The sequence below is a fragment of the Stenotrophomonas mexicanensis genome (assembly GCF_032911605.1).
GTDB classification, from domain to species: Bacteria; Pseudomonadota; Gammaproteobacteria; order Xanthomonadales; family Xanthomonadaceae; genus Stenotrophomonas; species Stenotrophomonas maltophilia_A.
Map to the genome: position 1 here is coordinate 1 of NZ_JAWJTG010000052.1, position 17,919 is coordinate 17,919.

Consider the following 17,919-nt stretch of genomic DNA (forward strand, 5'->3'; position numbering starts at 1 on the left):
GGCCCGAGATCGAGAACACGTCTTCCACCGGCATCAGGAACGGCTTGTCGATCGCGCGCTCCGGCTCCGGAATCCAGCTGTCCAGGGCATCGACCAGCTTCAGGATGGCCGGCACGCCGATGTCGCTCTGGTCGCCTTCCAGCGCCAGACGGGCCGAACCGGCGATGATCGGGGTGTCGTCGCCCGGGAAGTCGTACTTGCTCAGCAGCTCGCGCACTTCCATTTCGACCAGCTCGAGCAGCTCGGCGTCGTCAACCATGTCGGCCTTGTTCAGGAACACGACGATGTACGGCACGCCGACCTGACGCGACAGCAGGATGTGCTCGCGGGTCTGCGGCATCGGGCCGTCAGCGGCCGAGCACACCAGGATCGCGCCGTCCATCTGGGCGGCACCGGTGATCATGTTCTTGACGTAGTCAGCGTGGCCCGGGCAATCGACGTGGGCGTAGTGACGGACCGGGGATTCGTATTCGACGTGCGCGGTCGAGATCGTGATACCACGCGCCTTTTCTTCCGGCGCGGCATCGATCGAGGAGTAGTCCTTGAACTCGCCACCGAAGCGCTCGGCACCGATCTTGGTCAGTGCGGCGGTCAGCGTGGTCTTACCGTGGTCGACGTGACCGATGGTGCCGACGTTGACGTGCGGCTTGGTGCGCTCGAACTTACCCTTGGCCATGGCTGCTTATCTCGAATTCGTCTGAGAGGTGATGCTTAAGATGGTGCTCACGAAAGGAATCGAACCTTCGACCTCTTCCTTACCAAGGAAGTGCTCTACCGACTGAGCTACGTGAGCCGAGTTTTGCATTATGACATGAACTCGATAATATTCAAAGTTCATTCAATGGAGCGGGAGACGGGAATCGAACCCGCACCATCAGCTTGGAAGGCTGAGGTTCTACCATTGAACTACTCCCGCGCCGGGAATGTCACAACGTGAAACTGGTGGAGGGAGGTGGATTCGAACCACCGAAGGCGTAAGCCAGCAGATTTACAGTCTGCCCCCGTTGGCCGCTTGGGTATCCCTCCTTACCACCCCATTCCGTTGCCGCCGAAGCGTTGCGGTGTGTGGTGGTGAGCCGCTTATTCTGCTGATGGGACGGGGGGCTGTCAACGCTTTTTTCCACTTTTTTCACACGCTGTCGCAAACCCATTGATACGCAAGGTTATTGCCCCGGGACCGCAAGGGTCTCGTTGGCGAAAATTGCGACATGAGGGACGCCGTCGCCGCCGATCCAGCCCCGATACATGCCCTGGGTGTTGAATGGCGTGGCCATTTTTCCGTCTGCAGCGAGCACGATCGCACCGCCGTCACCCCCCATCTGCGGAATCGTCTCGTTGATCACGCCCTTGCCGGCCTGTTCCGGCGTCTGCCCCTGGTAGCGCATGCGTGCGCAGATCTCGTGCGCGGCCGCGGTGCGGATGTAGTACTCGCCCCAGCCGGTGCCGGACACCGCACAGCGCGCATCGGCCCAGGTGCCTGCACCGATGATCGGCGAGTCACCCACCCGGCCATAGCGCTTGTTGGTCATGCCACCAGTGGAGGTACCGGCGGCCAGGTGCCCCTGCGCATCCAATGCGACTGCACCGACGGTCCCGAAGTGCTTTGCAGTCTCCAGGTCGGCATGCGCCTGGCCACTGGCCTCTTCTTTGAGTGCACGCTGCAGCTGCTGCCAACGCTTCTCCGTACGGAAGTAGGAGGGATCGACCAGAGACATCCCCTGCTCGACCGCGAAGGCTTCGGCGCCCTGCCCGACCATCATCACGTGCCTGGATTTCTGCATCACGGTCTGCGCCAGCAGGATCGGGTTGCGCACCCGCTGCACGCCGGCCACCGCGCCCGCCGCCTGGCTCGCGCCATCCATGACAGCCGCATCCAGCTCGTTATGGCCGTCGTGGGTGAACACCGCACCCTTGCCGGCGTTAAAGGTTGGATCGTCCTCCAGGACGGTGATCGCAGCGGTGACAGCAGCCAACGCGGGGCGACCCGCCGCCAGCTCCGCATGCCCCTTCAAGAGGGCCGCCCGCAGCGCGTCACGTGCGGCCTTTTCCTCGGCCGGCGACAGGTCCTTGCGCTCGACGCCGGCGCCGCCGTGGATGACCAGCAGCGGTGAAGCCGCCGGTGCGGCCTGGGCAAGCATGGGCAGGGACAACAGTGCGGACAGCGCCAGGCGCAGTTTCATCGGGTACGTCTCCAGCAGAACGAGGGAATGGATTGCAGGGTAGTGCCGGCCGCTGGCCGGCAAGGGGCGCATCAGGGAAGGCGAGTTGCCGGCCAGCGACCGGCACTACCGAAGCGTGAACTCAATCTCGCCGTCGCTGACGTCGGCCACGGCCTGGTAGTCGGCGTCGGCCTGGAAGTCATCCAGGCGCATGCGGCTGCCGCTGGCGACCACCGTCACCGGCACTGCATGGAAGCGCAACGGCTCACCTTCGACCATGCGGTCCGCATCGCGGCCGGGGCTGACCACCCAGACCTTGCCCTCGCCGTCAGCGCTGTAGACCTGTGCCTGGCCATCGGGTTCCACGCACAGGGCGGTGTCCTCGTCGACGCCGATGCCGACGATGTCGGGGTCGCCACTGTCCTGCGCGGCGCGCGCCACGAACACGATCAGGCGGCCGAGCCGATCGCGCTTGTCGAAGTGGGTGTCGGTGACCACGCGCTGCAGGTAGGGCATCTGCAGGAAGCCACTGTCCATGGTCACCGCACTGCCCATCGGGTCGGCCAGCGCACCGGCGGAGGTGATGCTGCCGCCGTCCATCGCGCCGTAGGCATAGCCACCGAGGATGGCCAGCCCGGCGCTGGTACCGGCAATCGGCTTGCCGGCGCGCACATGGGCATTGAGCGCGCGGTTGAGCGCGGTGCCCTTCCAGAAGCGGATGTAGCGCGACTGGTCACCACCGGCAATGAAGATGGCATCGGCCGCAGCCACCACGCGCAGCACGGCCGGATCGTCGGCGCCGCGGCGGCTGTCGAAGACCAGCGTCTGCACTGCGGTGGTCCCGCCAATCTCGCGATACAGGCGGTCCTGCAGCTCGTCACTGCCAGATGCGCGCAGGATCAGCACGCGGCCGTTACCGGCCAGCTTCAGCCACCAGTGAAAGGCCTCCGGCACCCATTCGCCACCGCCCATCAGCATCATGGCCGGCGCGCGCGGACCGGGCCGGGGTGCGTCGAGATCCCCGGCTTCGTAGTAGGCGAAGCCCGGGCCCTGCAGGTCCTGCGCAGGGGCGGCCAACGGCACAGCCAACACCAGCAGCGCCAGCCAGGCGAAGGGGGCACGCAGGGTGCAATGGAGGCGTCGCATCTTGATCTCCCTGAACAAAATCGACTTGCAAGCGTTTTCACTCTTTGCCAGATAGGGACCCAGTAGTCAAGGGCATGAAAAAGGCGTTAAATGCGCGCGCCCATTCCGGAAATCTGAATGGGGGACAGGGCCCCTCCTCTGCGGGCCGGCTTCATTTCCGAGAATTCCTCATGCGTAGAAAGGCGATGGCGTGGTCGATCCAGCTGGCGTTGATGGGCGTGGCTGCTTCCGCGGCCGCCCAGGCACCGGCTTCCTCTTCGGTTCAACAACTGGATGCGGTGCAGGTCACCGGTTCGCGCATTCCGCGCGCCCAGGTGGAAGGCCCCGCCCCGATCACGGTGATCAGCGCCGAGCAGATCCGCTCCAGCGGCTTCACCAGCGTGCCCGACGTGCTGCGCTCGATGACCCAGAACGGCGGTGAGACGCAGAGCCAGCAGTCGTCCAGCGGCGCCGACTTCTCGCCGGGCGCCCAGCAGGTGGACCTGCGCGGGCTGGGCCCGAACCACACGCTGGTGCTGGTCAATGGCCGCCGCATCGCCGACTTCCCGATGCCGTTCAAGGGCCGCAGCAACTTCACCGATGTCTCCAACATTCCGCTGGGCATGATCGAGCGCATCGAAGTGCTGACCGGCAGTGCCTCGGCCATCTACGGTTCGGACGCGATCGCCGGCGTGGTCAACTTCATCCTGAAGAAGAAGGCCGACGGCACCACCGTCGACATGCGCATGGGCACCACCAGCGAAGGCGGTGGCGAGTCGTTCGACATGAGCCTGGCCAGTGGCTTCAGCCGTGGCAACTTCAACGCCGTGTACAGCGTTGAACTGCAGTCGCAGACCCCGCTGTGGGCGTACGAGCGCGATATCCAGGATTCGACCCAGGACGGCCCCACCGAGGGCTCACGCATCGCACGCCGCGCTTACCTGCGCACGGACTACAACGACGACTACCTGGATCCGGGCGCGGCCACCTGCGAAGCGCTGGCCGGGCAGAACCAGGGCAGCACCTACCGCGCCTACCGCCCGCGCTACGGTTACTACTGCGGCAGCGACAGCTCGATCGGCTACGGCACCATCCTCAGCAAGCGCCGCGGCGCCAATGGCTACGCCTCGCTGAGCTACGACTTCGACAACGGCCAGCAGTGGTTCGCCGATGTGCAGCTGGGCTACCACACGATGTCGCTGATGCGCGACGTCACCAAGTGGGGCCGCATGGACGCCAACGGCGATGAGTCGGGCTATTTCAACAACCAGGCCACCGGCGAGATCGAGTTCTGGCAGCGCCAGTTCTCGCCCGAGGAGATGGGCGGCCTGCGCAATGCAATGGTGCGCAGCACGCAGAAGACCTTCAGCGTGACCACCGGCTTCAAGGGCAACCTGGCCGGCAACTGGGACTACGAAGCGGCCCTGAGCCATTCGCAGTACCAGTCGCGGATCAGCTGGGCACAGATCATCGCCGCCAAAGCCAATGACCTGTTCCTGGGCCCGCAGCTGGGCGTGGACGACGACGGCTTCCCGATCTACAACGCCGACCCGTCGCGCCTGTACCGGCCGCTGACCCGCGCCGAGTACGATTCGATCGCGGCGCGCACCACCTACACCCCGAAGTCGCGCACCGAGACGGCTGCGTTCACGCTGACCAATTCCGCGCTGTTCGGCCTGCCGGGCGGTGATGCCGGCTTCGCCGCGACCGTGGAAGTGGGCCAGCAGGCGTACTCGCTCAATCCCGATCCGCTGGCGACCCAGTACTACTACTACAGCTGGAAGGATTCGGACGGCAAGGGCTCGCGCAACCGCTGGGCGACCGCTGCGGAGCTGCGCATGCCGCTGCACGAGACGGTCAACCTGAGCGTGGCCGGCCGCTACGACCAGTACCGCTATTCCGGCCACACCATCGGCAAGGCGACCTGGAGCGGTGGCCTGGAATGGCGCCCGATCGACACGCTGCTGGTCCGCGGTTCATACGGCACCGCGTTCCGTGCGCCGGACCTCCACTACGTGTTCGCCGGCCCGGGCAACGACGAGACCAGCGCAGTGGACCTGTACAGCTGCCGCGCCGACGATGCCGCCGACTGTTCCGACTACGAGCACAACCTGATCCGCAGCCGCACCGGCAACCGCCAGCTCGACCCGGAAACCAGCACCTCGTGGAGTGCCGGCTTCGTCTGGTCGCCGGCGATCGGCCTGGACCTGTCGGTGGACTGGTTCGACATCGACATGCGCAAGCAGGTGCAGGACATGGACGTGCGCACGATCCTGGCCAGCGAAGCGAACTGCCGCCTCGGCAGTGCCGACATCAACTCGCCGACCTGCGTGGACGCGCTCGACCGCATCACCCGCACCAGTGATGGCCGCCTGTACGGCGTGCGTGTCGCCCCGATCAACGTCGCCCGCGAATCCACCTCCGGCATCGACATTGGCCTGCGCTACCGCCTGCAGACCGGCATCGGCGACTTCATCCTCAACGGCACCCACACCTGGGTGAAGAAGCACGATTTCCAGCGCTACCCCGGTGATCCGATCCAGGACCAGTTCGCGGTCAACAGCAACTTCGACATCCCGCGTACCAAGACAAGCCTGAGCGTGACCTGGGAGAAGGACGCGTGGTCGGCCACGGTCTATGGTTCGCGCCTGGGCAAGCTGCCGACCTCGGACAGCTACGACCAGGTATTCAAGTGGGACAGCGGTGACAGCCCGTACATCAAGGCAACCTACCGCTACAACGCGTCGCTGCAGTACCGCTTCGACGACCACTCGCGCCTGTCGCTGTCGGTGGTCAACGTGTTCAACAAGATGCCGCCGAAGGACGCCACGTACACCGCGTATCCGTACTACGACGTGTCCTGGTTCGACAGCGTCGGCCGCACCATCAACCTGCAGTACACCCACAAGTTCGGTGGCAGCGCGCTGTAAGGCACGCCGCATTGCAGAACGTGGACGACAGGGCCCGCCATTGGCGGGCCTTGTTGTTTGGGAACCTGGCTCTGGTAGATGCCCACCTTGGTGGGCACTGATCTGCCACGCGCCCACCAAGGTGGGCGACTACCAGAGCGGGCCACGCGGGTTTTCCACACCGCGCGTGGAAAGCGATGGGAACTTGGTGTGGACAAGTGGCCGCGAGGCTTGCAGTGCGGGCGTTTCCGGACGTGGTGATTTTTTGTCCATGTCCTTCGATTGTTTTCCACACCGGACGTGGAGAGCGATGGGAACTTGGTGTGGACAAGTGGGCGCGAGCATTGCAGCGCAGGCGTTTCGAAGCGTGGTGAAATTCTGTCCACGGTCCGACTGCACTGATCGGGGTCGGAGCCCTTTCCCGTGGAAAGGGATCCGCCCCCACGGTTTTCCACATCCGGCGTGGAAAGCGATGGGAGTTTGCTGTGGACAAGTGCCGGCAAACGTCGCACCGCAAGCGTTTCGCAGCCTGGTGCTTTTTTGTCCATCACCGGAAACGCGAACGCCCCGCACAAGGCGGGGCGTCCGGGGCCGATCCGTTGCTGCTGGATCAGACGTTGAAGCGGAAGTGCAGGATGTCGCCTTCCTGCACGCGGTATTCCTTGCCTTCCAGGCGAAGGCGACCGGCTTCCTTGGCGCCGGCTTCGCCCTTGTACTTGATGAAGTCGTCATACGCGATGGTTTCGGCGCGGATGAAGCCCTTCTCGAAGTCGGTGTGAATGACCGCGGCAGCCTGCGGGGCGGTGGCGCCCTTGCGCACGGTCCACGCGCGGACTTCCTTCACGCCGGCGGTGAAGTAGGTCTGCAGGCCGAGCAGGCTGTAGGCCGCGTTGATCACGCGGTTCAGGCCCGGCTCGCTCAGGCCCAGATCGGCCAGGAAGGTATCGCGGTCTTCGTCATCGAGCTGGGAGAGCTCCTCTTCGATCGCGGCCGACACCGGCACCACCTGCGCGCCTTCGGCGGCGGCGTGCGCGCGCACGGCTTCCAGGTGCGGGTTGTTGTCGAAACCGTCTTCCAGCACGTTGGCGATGTACATCACCGGCTTCAGGGTCAGCAGGAACAGATCGCGCACCAGCGCCTTCTCTTCCTCGTCCAGGCCCACCGAACGGCCGGACTTGCCGTCGGACAGCGCCGCCTGCAGCTTGGCCAGCACCGGCTTGCGCGCCGCGGCGTCCTTGTCACCGCCCTTGGCCGCACGCTCGGCACGGTTCAGCGCCTTCTCGACGCTGTCCAGGTCGGCCAGCGCCAGCTCGGTATCGATGGTTTCGATGTCCGAGATCGGGTCGACCTTGTTGTTGACGTGGATGACGTCGGCGTTCTCGAAGCAGCGCACCACGTGGGTGATCGCATCGACTTCACGGATGTGCGCCAGGAACTTGTTGCCCAGGCCTTCACCGCTGGCGGCACCGGCGACCAGGCCGGCAATGTCGACGAATTCGACCGCGGTCGGGATGACCTTCTGCGGGTTGATGATCGCTGCCAGCTCGTTCAGGCGCGGATCCGGCACCGGCACGATGCCGACGTTCGGTTCGATGGTGCAGAACGGGAAGTTCGCCGCGGCGATACCCGCCTTGGTCAGCGCATTGAACAGGGTCGACTTGCCGACGTTCGGCAGGCCGACGATGCCGCATTTGATACCCATGGGTGACAGCTCTCTGGGGTGAAAGTGATTGGTGAAACAGCGCGCGCGCTGCTTGGCCAATCCATCTCGGCGTTCAACATCTGCCAACCAAGGTTGGCAACTACCGGGCCGGTTGATGCCCGTTGCCGACCAGCGGTCGGCACCTACCGCTTATTTCGGGGTGTGCAGCCGCTTCATCGCTTCGCTGAAATCGCCCTGCACCGCCAGCGGCAGCACGTCGATCGCATCATCGATGGCGCGCGCGATCAGCACGTCGTCGTCCTTCGACGGGCGACCAAGCACCCAACCCACCACGCGGTCCTTGTGGCCGGGGTGGCCGATGCCCACACGCAGGCGATGGAACTTTCCGTGGCCGAGCAGGCGGATGGTGTCGCGCAGGCCGTTCTGGCCACCGTGGCCACCGTCGAACTTCAGCCGCGCCACGCCGGGCGCCAGGTCCAGTTCGTCGTGGGCCAGCAGGGTTTCTTCCGGCTCGATCTTCCAGAACCGCTGTGCGGCGGTGACCGACTTGCCGCTGAGGTTCATGAAGGTGGCGGGCTTGAGCAGCCACACCGTCTGCCCGGCGATCTCGACCTTGGCGGTCTCACCGAACAGCTTGCTGTCCACATTCCATCGTGCACCGGCTTTTTCCGCCAGGGCCTCAACGAAATGAAACCCGGCATTGTGCCGGGTCCGGGCGTGTTCCGATCCGGGGTTGCCCAGACCGACGATCAGTCGCAGTCCTGCCATGGTTCCTTCCAATACGGTGCCTGCCCGGAGGCAGGCACCGTAGCGGTATTACTCGGCGGCAGCCGCTTCTTCGTCAGCCGCGTCGGCCTTGCCGGCCTTGGCGGTGACGATGGCGTCGTCGTGGTCCTTGCCCAGCGCCAGGGCCGGGATTTCCACGCCCTTCGGCAGCTTGATGTTGGACAGGTACACCACGTCACCGGCCTTCAGCTCGCCCAGGTCGACTTCGATCGACTCCGGCAGGTCCTTCGGCAGGCAGGTGATGGTCACTTCCTTCAGTTCGTGGGTGACCACGACGTCGGCAGCCTTGCCGGCCGGCGAGGTGTCTTCGTTGATGAAGTGCAGCGGGACCGAAGCGGTCAGGGCTTCGTTCTCGTTCACGCGCTGGAAGTCCAGGTGCATGATCAGCTGCTTGTACGGATGGCGCTGCATGTCACGCAGCAGGACCTTCTGCACCTGGCCGTCCAGGTTCAGGTCCAGGATCGAGGCATAGAACCACTCGTTCTGCTGGGCCAGCCAGATTTCGTTGTGGTCCAGGCTGATGGCGACCGGCTCGGCGTTGCCGCCGTACACGATGGCCGGGATCACACCAGCGTGACGCAGGCGGCGGCTCGCACCCTTACGCTGCAGTTCACGCTTGGTGACCTTGATTTCATGGGTCTTCGACATTTTCGACTACTCAGGTTGTTGCCGCGCCTTGCGGCGTGGCGGTTGAAGATGCTTCCGCGACCAGAAGCACCCGGGGTATGTCCCCGCCGTTGCCGGCAGGGACGAAAAACTCAGTCGACGTACAGCGAGCTGACCGACTCGCCGAAGGCGATGCGGCGCATCGTTTCGGCCAGCATTTCCGCCACGCTCAGCTGGCGGATCTTGCTGCACACCCGCGCCGCGTCCTTCAGCGGGATGGTGTCGGTCACCACCAGCTCGTCGAGCTGGGAATTGGTGATGTTGTCCACCGCCGGGCCCGACAGCACCGCGTGGGTGCAGTAGGCGGCGACCTTGAGCGCACCGCGCGCCTTCAGGGCAGCAGCAGCGGCGCACAGGGTGCCGGCGGTGTCGACGATGTCATCGACCATCACGCAGGTCTTGCCTTCGACGTCACCGATGATGTTCATCACGGTGGAGACGTTGGCGCGCGGGCGGCGCTTGTCGATGATCGCCAGGTCGGCGTCATCCAGGCGCTTGGCCACTGCACGGGCGCGGACCACGCCGCCCACGTCCGGCGACACAACGATCAGGTTCTCGGTGCCGTAGGCGCGCCAGATGTCGGCCAGCAGCAGCGGGGACGCATACACGTTGTCCACCGGAATATCGAAGAAGCCCTGGATCTGGTCGGCGTGCAGGTCGACGGTCAGCACGCGATCAGCGCCAGCGGTGCTGAACATCTTCGCCGCCAGCTTGGCGGTGATCGGCACGCGCGAGGAACGCATGCGGCGATCCTGGCGCGAGTAGCCGAAGTACGGCACCACGGCGGTCACGCTGGCCACCGATGCGCGCTTGAGCGCGTCGATCAGCACCAGCAGTTCCATCAGGTTTTCCGCGCTCGGCGCGCAGGTCGGCTGGATCACGAACACGTCCTGCTTGCGGACGTTCTCTTCGATTTCCACCTGCACTTCACCATCGGAGAAGTGCGAGACCAGCGCCTTGCCCGGGCGAACCCCCAGTTCCTTGCAGATGTTCTGCGCCAGACGTTTGTTGGCGTTGCCGGAAAAGACCAGCAGGTTCGGGGACTCTTGCATCATGATTGTCTCGGGCGGGGACGAGTGGCGGGGATCCGGAGTCGGCAAGGACCCGATGGACCCTTGCTGCTGACAACACCGCGGTTGTTTCCACGTCCCGCGCAGGTGATGCGCTGGAAGGCGCGGACACAGCCGCTATTGGCAGGGGCGGTAGGATTCGAACCTACGAATGCCAGGATCAAAACCTGGTGCCTTGGGCCTCTTGGCGACGCCCCTGCATTGATAAATCAGTGTTGCTCGAGTGCATCCAGCAGTGGCGAACGCGCAACGCCCGCTGCCACCCTTGCCCGCAACTCCTTCGGCAACTTCGACCGTCCCTGCTCTGCGGCAGACTGCGATGCGAACTCGACGAAACAACCACTTCCCGAACCGGTCAGCCGCGCCGTGCCGATGTCGCTCAACGCTGCGAACGCTGCCTCGACGGCAGGCTCACGGCGGCGCAGCACCGGTTCGAACGCGTTCCCGACCAGGGTTCCGGAAGCGAAGTCCTCTATTTTCGCCACTGGGCTGTCGCGCGTCAAATCCGGGTCTGCGAACAGGGCCGGGGTGGGAACATGAACGCCCGGTTCAACCACCACATACCAGGCCGGTTCCAGCACGATCGGCTGCAGGCGCTCGCCCACCCCTTCGGCCCAGGCATTGCGCCCGCGCACGAACACCGGCACGTCCGCACCCAGGCGCAGGCCCAGCGCGGCAAGCGCGTCCTCGTCCAGACCGGCCCGCCACAGGCGGTTCAGCACCACCAGCACGGTGGCGGCATCGGACGAACCGCCGCCGAAGCCGCCACCGGCAGATACATGCTTTTCAACGATGATGTCCGCACCTTGCGCGACATTTGCCACTTCTTTGAGCAAACGCGCGGCACGCACCGCCAGATCATCGGCCTCGGCCACGCCAGCCAGCCCCTCGCCCTGCCGGCGCACCTGGCCGTCTTCACGCAGGCGCAGGCCGATGCGGTCGCCCCAGTCCAGCAGGCGGAACACGGTCTGCAGCTCGTGGTAACCGTCGGCGCGGCGGCCGGTGATATGCAGGAACAGGTTCAGCTTGGCCGGGGCCGGCCACCAGGACCAGCCCGCGTCGTCGACTGCCCCGCTCATGGCGCGCCCTGCCCCCACTGGTCCACCAGCAGGCGTACCTTGGCGTCGCCATTGCTGGCTTCGATCCGGCGCGGCAACGCCGGGCGCCCGGCCTCGGCCGGGTACCAGTCCAGGTACTGCACCTGCCAGCCCATCTGCTGCATGCGACGCGGCCGGCCTTCACCATCGCGCTCGACCTTCTCCGGGCCAGCGGCGTCGCCGGCCACCAGGCCACGGATCCACTCCGGCAGCTGGTTGACCGGAATGTCCCAGCCGGTCGCCTCCAGCAGCAGCTGCTGGGCGTCCTCGCCATCGCGCGGACCGCCGGCCAGCCCTTCCAGGCGGCCAGCTTCGGAATGGGTATCGCCGGTCAGCTTCCAGCTCTGCCGGGTCACCGGCGCGCTCAGCTCGACCACATAACGGCGCCCTTCCTGCTTCCAGTCGATGCGACCGCTGCCACCGTCCTTGCCCTTGCTGACCGCGACCCGGCCCTGGAAGGCCCAGTCCGGCTGTGCCTGCAGCGCGGCCACGCGTGCGGCCTCGGCCTGCGCCGCTTCGGCCGAAACGATCTCAACCACCGCCGGCGCCGGGGTCTTCTGCGTGCCCACGCTGGTGCAGGCGCTGACCGCCAGGGTCGCGGCCGCCAACAGCAGCGGCCGGATCAGGGAAACACTCATGGATTGAATTTCTCGCGGGCGCGCAGCAGCGCGCGGTTTTCAGGGTCGAGCTTGGCCGCTTCCTCGAAGAAATGACGGGCCTCATCGTGCTTGCCCAGCACCCACAGCACTTCGCCAACGTGCGAAGCGATCTCCGGGTCCTTGGCCAGGGTCCAGGCCCGGCGCAGCTGCACCAGTGCCTCTTCCTTGCGGCCCAGGCGATACAGCACCCAGCCATAGCTGTCGACGATGGCGGCGTTGTCCGGTTCGGCCACACGGGCGCGGTCGATCAGCTCCAGTGCTTCCTGCAGGCGGCCGGTGCGGTCGGCCAGGGTGTAACCCAGCGCGTTCAAAGCCGGCACGTTCTCCGGTTCGGTCACCAGGATCTTGCGCAGATCCGCCTCGGCGCGCGGGATATCGTCGCGGCGTTCCCAGGTGAGCGCACGGGCGTACAGCAGGCCGTTGTCATCCGGGTATGCGGCCAGGCCGCGGGCCAGCGCATCCAGTTCACCGGCACTGTCGTCGGCGCGCTGGCGCAGCTCGGCTTCCAGCAGGTAGGCGTCGCGGCGCACATCGTCGTCGACCACCGCATCGGACTGGATCGCATGCACTTCGTCCAGCGCCAGCGGCAGGCGCCCGGCCAGGGCCTGGGCATTGGCCGCGCGCAGGCGCGCCTCGCTCAGTTCATCGCCACCGGGCACGCTGTGATACCACTGCACCGCCTCGGGATAACGCTTCAGGTACTCGGCGATCTTGCCCAGCAGCAGGCGCTGCGCCGGGTCCGGCTTGGCCGCCTGCCGCGACAGTTCGTTGTAGAGATTGGACAGCGCGGCCTTGTCGCCCTGCTTGGCCAGCAGCGAGGCGCGCATGCCCCAGGTCTGCACGTCCTGCGGGCCGAACGCCAACACGCGCTCGGCGGCGGACGGCTGGCCGAGACTGTCATAGGCAATGGCCACCGCATTGCGCAGTTCCGGGTCCTGGCGGGTCTTCGGCTCCACATCGTGCAGCAGCGACAACGCCTTGCCGGTCTCGCCCGCCTGCTGCAGCTGGCTGGCACGCAGCAGCGCCACGCGCGGTTCTTCGGGGAAGCGCTTGACCACTTCATCGATCATGCGCCGCGCCAGCTCAGGCTTTTCCATGCGCAGGGCAAGGCGGCCAAACTCCTGCCAGGCTTCAATCTTCGGCGGAATGGCATTGGCGTCGACCAGCTCACCCAGCACCTGCGCGGGCACCGCCGGATCACGGCCGCCACCGATCAGTGCGGCCAGGGCGAACTTCCAGCCGCGCTCGTCGGGGTCGGCCAGCAGGCCCTGCAGTTCGGTGCGGGCAGCCTTCACATCGCCCTGGCGCATGGCCAGCGCACCGGCCGCACTGCGCATGGTCAGCGAGCGTGGGGCGCGCTGCTGCCACAGGGCCAGGCCCTTGGCCGCGCTGGCGTCATCGTTGGCCAGCATGGAAATGCGGGTCGCGCGCTCGGCCAGGCCGGCGTCGCCGTCGGTCTGCTGGGCCGCCTGCAGGTACCAGCGCGCGGCCTCGGCCAGCTTGCCGGCCTGCAGGGCAAATTCCCCGGCCATCACCGGTTCCAGCGCCAGTTCCTCAGTGGCCGCGGCCCGCACGGGGGCCTTGGCCGGCACCGCTGCCAGGGCCTGGCTGCAGGCCAGGGACAGCAGCAGAACACTGGGGATGCGAATCAATGCGGGCATCGTCGGCATCGGGGCCTTAAAATGTCGTCCAATGGCCAGCAGCTTATCGCAAGCAACTGAACAATGACCCTGTGGGTGCTCGGACTGAATCACCAGACCGCACCGGTGGAGCTGCGCGAACGCGCGGCCTTCGCCGGTGAGGCGTTGCCGCGCGCGCTCGGTTCGCTGCGCGATACCCCGCAGATCGCCGAGGCGGTGCTGCTGTCCACCTGCAACCGCACCGAACTGTACGCCGTGGCCGAATCGGCGCAGGCGCTGGACCAATGGCTGCACAGCCAGGCCGGCGACCTGCAGGGCTACCTGTACCAGCATGCCGATGCCGAGGCCGTGCGCCACCTGTTCCGGGTCGCCACCGGGCTGGACTCGATGGTGCTGGGTGAACCGCAGATCCTCGGCCAGGTGAAGGATGCCTGGTCGACCGCGCGTGACCATGGCCTGCTCGGCCAGCGCCTGGACCGGTTGTTCCAGCAGACCTTCTCGGTGGCCAAGCGTGCGCGCACCGATACCCAGGTCGGCGCCAACCCGGTGTCGGTAGCCTCGGCTGCGGTGCGCCTGGCGCAGAACGCGTTCGCGCGCCTGGACGATTCCACCGTGCTGCTGGTCGGTGCCGGCGAGACCATCGAGCTGGCTGCACGTCACCTGAGTGAAGGCAAGGTGCGCCGGCTGCTGATCGCCAACCGCACCCTCGCCCACGCCCAGGAGCTGGCCAGCCGCCACGGCGGCGTGGCGCTGCCGCTGACCGAACTGGACCGCCACCTGGGCGAGGCCGACGTAGTGTTCTCGGCCACCGCCGCGCGCGAACCGGTGATCCACCGCGAGATGGTGGCCAAGGCCCTGCGCGCGCGCCGGCACAAGCCGATGCTGCTGTTCGACCTGGCCGTGCCACGCGACATCGAGGCCGAGGTCGGCACGCTCAACGACGCCTTCCTCTACACCGTGGACGATCTCGAGCGCGCGGTGGAAGACAACCGCCGTGGTCGCCGCGAAGCGGCCGCCGAGGCCGAAGCGATCATCGACCTTCAGGTGTCGCGCTTCGTCGAGACCCAGCAGGCCAGTGCCCACCAGGCGCCGCTGCGACAGCTGCGCGCGTTCGGCGAAGCCACCCGCACCGAACTGCTGGAGCGCGCGCGACAGCAGCTGGCCAACGGCAAGCCGGCCGACGAAGTGCTGGAACTGCTGGCCCACGGCCTGACCAATCGACTCCTGCACCCGCCCACTGCTGCGCTGCGCGCGGCCGCGCTGAGCGGCGATGCTGACCTGACCCGCGCCGCCGAGCGCCTGTTCCCGGCCACGCCGGGTTACCGCCACCCACCCGTGAGACCCGATGACGCCGACCCTGCGCCGTAAGCTGGAAGCGCTGGCCGAGCGCCGCGAAGAACTGGAACGCCTGCTCGCCGAACCCGATGTGGTCGCCGACAACACTCGTTTCCGCGACCTTTCGCGCGAATTCGCCCAACTTGAACCGATCGCCATCGCCCTGGCCGAGGAAGCCCGTGCCAAGGCCGATCTGGCCGCCGCCGAAGGCATGCGCGCCGACCCCGACCTGCGCGAGCTGGCCGATGAGGAAATCGCTGCTGCACAGGCGCGCCTGCAGGAACTGGAGCAGGAGCTGGCGCTGCTGCTGGTGCCGCGCGACCCGCGTGACGAAGGCAACCTGTTCCTGGAAGTGCGCGCCGGTACCGGCGGCGACGAGGCCGCGATCTTTGCCGGCGACCTGTTCCGCATGTACGCCCGCTACGCCGAGCGCCAGGGCTGGAAGGTCGAGATCGAATCGGACAGCCCGGGCGAGCATGGCGGCTACAAGGAAGTGGTGGCGCGCGTGGTCGGGCGTGGCGCGTTCTCGCGCCTGAAGTTCGAATCGGGCACGCACCGCGTGCAGCGCGTGCCGGCCACCGAATCGCAGGGCCGCATCCATACCTCGGCGGCCACCGTGGCGATCATTCCCGAGGCCGATGAGGTCGATGACATCGTCATCAACCCGGCCGACCTGAAGGTGGATACGTTCCGTTCGTCCGGTGCCGGCGGCCAGCACGTCAACAAGACCGAATCGGCCATCCGCATCACCCACGTGCCGACCGGCGTGGTGGTGGAATGCCAGACCGAGCGCAGCCAGCACGCCAACCGCGACAAGGCGATGAAGCGCCTGAAGGCACAGCTGCTCGATGCCGAGCGCCAGCGCCAGGACGCGGCGCAGGCCGAGTCGCGGCGCCTGCAGGTGGGCAGCGGTGACCGCAGCCAGCGCATCCGCACCTACAACTTCCCGCAGGGCCGGATCACCGACCACCGCGTGGAAGGCCTGACCCTGTACGACCTGCCCAACGTGCTGGCCGGCGACCTCGACCCACTGCTGCAGCGGCTCAGCCACGAGCACCAGGTCGACGCCCTGGCCCAGTTGTCGGCGGGCTGAGTCGCATGTCGGCCTGGCAGCAGCGGCAGCACCTGCAACAGGCAATTGCACGCCAGCCGGGCGACTTCGTCGCCTGGGTGATGCTGGCGGACCTGGAACTGGAAGCCGGCGACATCGCCGCCGGCGAGCAGGCCGCGCGCCGTGCACTGCAGCTGCGCCCGAACCACCCTGAAGCGCTGGCGCGGCTGGGCCGCGTGGCCTGGATGGCCGGCGCGCATGCCGATGCGGCGAAACTGCTCGGCCAGGCCTCGGCGTTGGCCCCGCAGCACCCAGGCATTGCCCTGTGGCTGGGCCATGCGCTGGAAGATGCCGATGATGCCGAAGGCGCGGCGGCAGCCTATCGCCGTGCGCATGCACTGATGCCGGGCGAACCCTATATCGCCGCCCAGCGCCTGGCCTGGCAGCGTCGCCTGTGCGACTGGCAGGACGTGGACGCGCTGGCGGCACAGGTACGTGGTGCACTTGCCTCTGGGCAGGGCGTGGTCGAACCGTTCGCGTTCCTCAGCGAAGATGCCAGCGCAGCCGAGCAGTTGGCCTGCGCGCGTGCCCGTGCATCCGCCGTTGCCGCTTCAGTGCGGCCGTTGCCGCCAGTGAAGGTGCGTTCCCAGGGCCCGCTGCGGGTCGGCTTCCTTTCCAATGGTTTCGGCGCCCATCCCACCGGATTGTTGACCGTGGCCCTGTTCGAGCAGTTGCGTCATGACCCGGCGTTGCAGCTGCACCTGTTCGCGTTGAACCACGATGACGGCAGCCGCATCCGCCAGCGCCTGCAGGTGGCCACGCAGCTGCATGATGTGGCCGCGCTGCGCCATGCAGACACTGCTGCACGCATCCGCGCACAGGGCATCGACCTGCTGTTCGACCTGCGCGGCTGGGGCGGCGGCGGTACGCCGGAAGTGCTGGCGATGCGCCCTGCCCCGCTGCAGTTGAACTGGCTGGCCTATCCCGGCACGTCCGGTGCGCCGTGGATGGATGCGGTGATCGGCGACAGCTTCGTTCTGCCGCCGTCACTGGAACCCCACTACAGCGAGCGCGTACTGCGCCTGCCGCGTGCGTTCCAGCCCTCGGACAACACCCGCTTGCTCGAACCGGCACCGTCCCGGGCCGAGTGCGGCCTGCCCGAACAGGGCGTGGTGTTCTGCTGCTTCAACAACAGCTACAAGCTCAATCCACGCAGCATGGGCCGCGCCTTCGCGGTGCTGCAGGCGGTGCCCGGCAGCGTACTGTGGCTGCTGTCCGGTCCCGGCCAGGCCGACGCGCGCCTGCGCAGCGCCGCACAGGCCGCTGGCCTGGATCCGGCACGCCTGGTGTTCATGGCCAAGCTGCCACATCCGCAGTACCTGGCCCGCTATCCGCTGGCCGACCTGTTCCTCGACACGCATCCGTACAACGCGCACACCACCGCGTCCGACGCACTATGGGCCGGCTGCCCGGTGCTGACCTGCCCCGGCGACACCTTCGCCGCGCGCGTGGCCGGCAGCCTCAATCACCATCTGGGGCTGGCACGGATGAATGTCGCCGACGATGCGGCATTCATCGCCACCGCCAGTACGCTGGGCAATGACCCGTCGGCGCTGGCCACGCTGCGCGCCGAAGTGGCCCAGGCACGCGACCACAGTGGACTGTTCGACATGGCCGGGTTTGCCCGCAACCTGTCGGCGCTGCTGCAGCAGCTGGCTGGCGAGCATGGCTGGCAGGGCCTCGACATCGCCTGAGCGAT

At 66.8% G+C, this 17,919-nt stretch carries 14 protein-coding genes and 4 tRNA genes; 4 read left to right on the plus strand and 14 right to left on the minus strand.

Annotation, left to right across the window (positions count from 1 at the left end; all coding sequences use genetic code 11):
* From R1L06_RS17985 to R1L06_RS18010, 6 genes are all read right to left on the minus strand, one after another.
* A partial coding sequence (locus R1L06_RS17985) for a GTP-binding protein (protein WP_317218380.1) occupies positions 1-676 on the minus strand: 676 nt, incomplete at its 3' end.
* A gap of 41 nt (positions 677-717) precedes the next feature.
* Positions 718-793 (minus strand) — tRNA-Thr (locus tag R1L06_RS17990).
* A gap of 49 nt (positions 794-842) precedes the next feature.
* A tRNA-Gly gene (locus tag R1L06_RS17995) sits at positions 843-916 on the minus strand.
* Positions 917-940: 24 nt separating this feature from the next.
* Positions 941-1,026, minus strand: a tRNA-Tyr gene (locus tag R1L06_RS18000).
* Between the two features lie 137 nt (positions 1,027-1,163).
* Positions 1,164-2,180: an isoaspartyl peptidase/L-asparaginase family protein gene (locus R1L06_RS18005; RefSeq protein ID WP_121504929.1), complete on the minus strand. Its 1,017-nt coding sequence runs from the start codon at positions 2,178-2,180 to the stop codon at positions 1,164-1,166.
* A 105-nt stretch (positions 2,181-2,285) separates the two neighbouring features.
* Positions 2,286-3,305, minus strand: coding sequence for a cyanophycinase (locus tag R1L06_RS18010; protein ID WP_317218381.1), 1,020 nt, complete (start codon positions 3,303-3,305; stop codon positions 2,286-2,288).
* 170 nt (positions 3,306-3,475) lie between these two features.
* On the opposite strand from R1L06_RS18010, the gene R1L06_RS18015 reads away from it, so the two are divergent.
* On the plus strand, positions 3,476-6,214 hold the full coding sequence (locus tag R1L06_RS18015; RefSeq protein ID WP_121504928.1) for a TonB-dependent receptor plug domain-containing protein: 2,739 nt from the start codon (positions 3,476-3,478) through the stop codon (positions 6,212-6,214).
* A gap of 589 nt (positions 6,215-6,803) precedes the next feature.
* On the opposite strand, the gene ychF is transcribed toward R1L06_RS18015, so the two are convergent.
* The 8 genes from ychF to R1L06_RS18055 form a co-directional block, all read right to left on the minus strand.
* On the minus strand, positions 6,804-7,895 hold the full coding sequence (ychF, locus tag R1L06_RS18020) for a redox-regulated ATPase YchF (RefSeq protein WP_049462700.1): 1,092 nt from the start codon (positions 7,893-7,895) through the stop codon (positions 6,804-6,806).
* A 150-nt stretch (positions 7,896-8,045) separates the two neighbouring features.
* Entirely contained in the window at positions 8,046-8,624 is a 579-nt protein-coding gene (gene pth / locus R1L06_RS18025; protein WP_049422892.1) for an aminoacyl-tRNA hydrolase, read from the minus strand.
* Positions 8,625-8,672: 48 nt separating this feature from the next.
* Entirely contained in the window at positions 8,673-9,290 is a 618-nt protein-coding gene (locus R1L06_RS18030) for a 50S ribosomal protein L25/general stress protein Ctc (protein ID WP_014036085.1), read from the minus strand.
* A 110-nt stretch (positions 9,291-9,400) separates the two neighbouring features.
* Complete coding sequence (locus R1L06_RS18035) at positions 9,401-10,360, minus strand: ribose-phosphate diphosphokinase (RefSeq protein ID WP_005415400.1); 960 nt, start codon at positions 10,358-10,360, stop codon at positions 9,401-9,403.
* A gap of 139 nt (positions 10,361-10,499) precedes the next feature.
* A tRNA-Gln gene (locus tag R1L06_RS18040) sits at positions 10,500-10,576 on the minus strand.
* A gap of 11 nt (positions 10,577-10,587) precedes the next feature.
* Positions 10,588-11,457 carry a 4-(cytidine 5'-diphospho)-2-C-methyl-D-erythritol kinase gene (ispE, locus tag R1L06_RS18045; protein ID WP_317218382.1) on the minus strand — a complete coding sequence of 290 codons (870 nt, stop codon included), beginning with the start codon at positions 11,455-11,457 and terminating at the stop codon, positions 10,588-10,590.
* Entirely contained in the window at positions 11,454-12,113 is a 660-nt protein-coding gene (gene lolB / locus R1L06_RS18050) for a lipoprotein insertase outer membrane protein LolB (protein ID WP_317218383.1), read from the minus strand. The genes ispE and lolB overlap by 4 nt, the downstream gene beginning before the upstream one ends.
* Entirely contained in the window at positions 12,110-13,795 is a 1,686-nt protein-coding gene (locus tag R1L06_RS18055; RefSeq protein WP_182267307.1) for a tetratricopeptide repeat protein, read from the minus strand. The genes lolB and R1L06_RS18055 overlap by 4 nt, the downstream gene beginning before the upstream one ends.
* Positions 13,796-13,858: 63 nt before the next feature.
* On the opposite strand from R1L06_RS18055, the gene hemA reads away from it, so the two are divergent.
* The 3 genes from hemA to R1L06_RS18070 are packed head-to-tail and all read left to right on the plus strand — an operon-like array spanning position 13,859 to position 17,914.
* Positions 13,859-15,142, plus strand: coding sequence for a glutamyl-tRNA reductase (gene hemA / locus R1L06_RS18060; RefSeq protein ID WP_180854768.1), 1,284 nt, complete (start codon positions 13,859-13,861; stop codon positions 15,140-15,142).
* The gene (gene prfA / locus R1L06_RS18065; RefSeq protein WP_317218384.1) at positions 15,120-16,202 is read left to right on the plus strand and encodes a peptide chain release factor 1; all 1,083 of its coding nucleotides are present in this window, start codon (positions 15,120-15,122) and stop codon (positions 16,200-16,202) included. The genes hemA and prfA overlap by 23 nt, the downstream gene beginning before the upstream one ends.
* 5 nt (positions 16,203-16,207) lie before the next feature.
* A complete protein-coding gene (locus R1L06_RS18070) occupies positions 16,208-17,914 on the plus strand; it encodes an O-linked N-acetylglucosamine transferase, SPINDLY family protein (RefSeq protein ID WP_317218385.1) in 1,707 nt (568 codons plus the stop codon).
* The last annotated feature ends 5 nt before the right edge of the window (positions 17,915-17,919 follow it).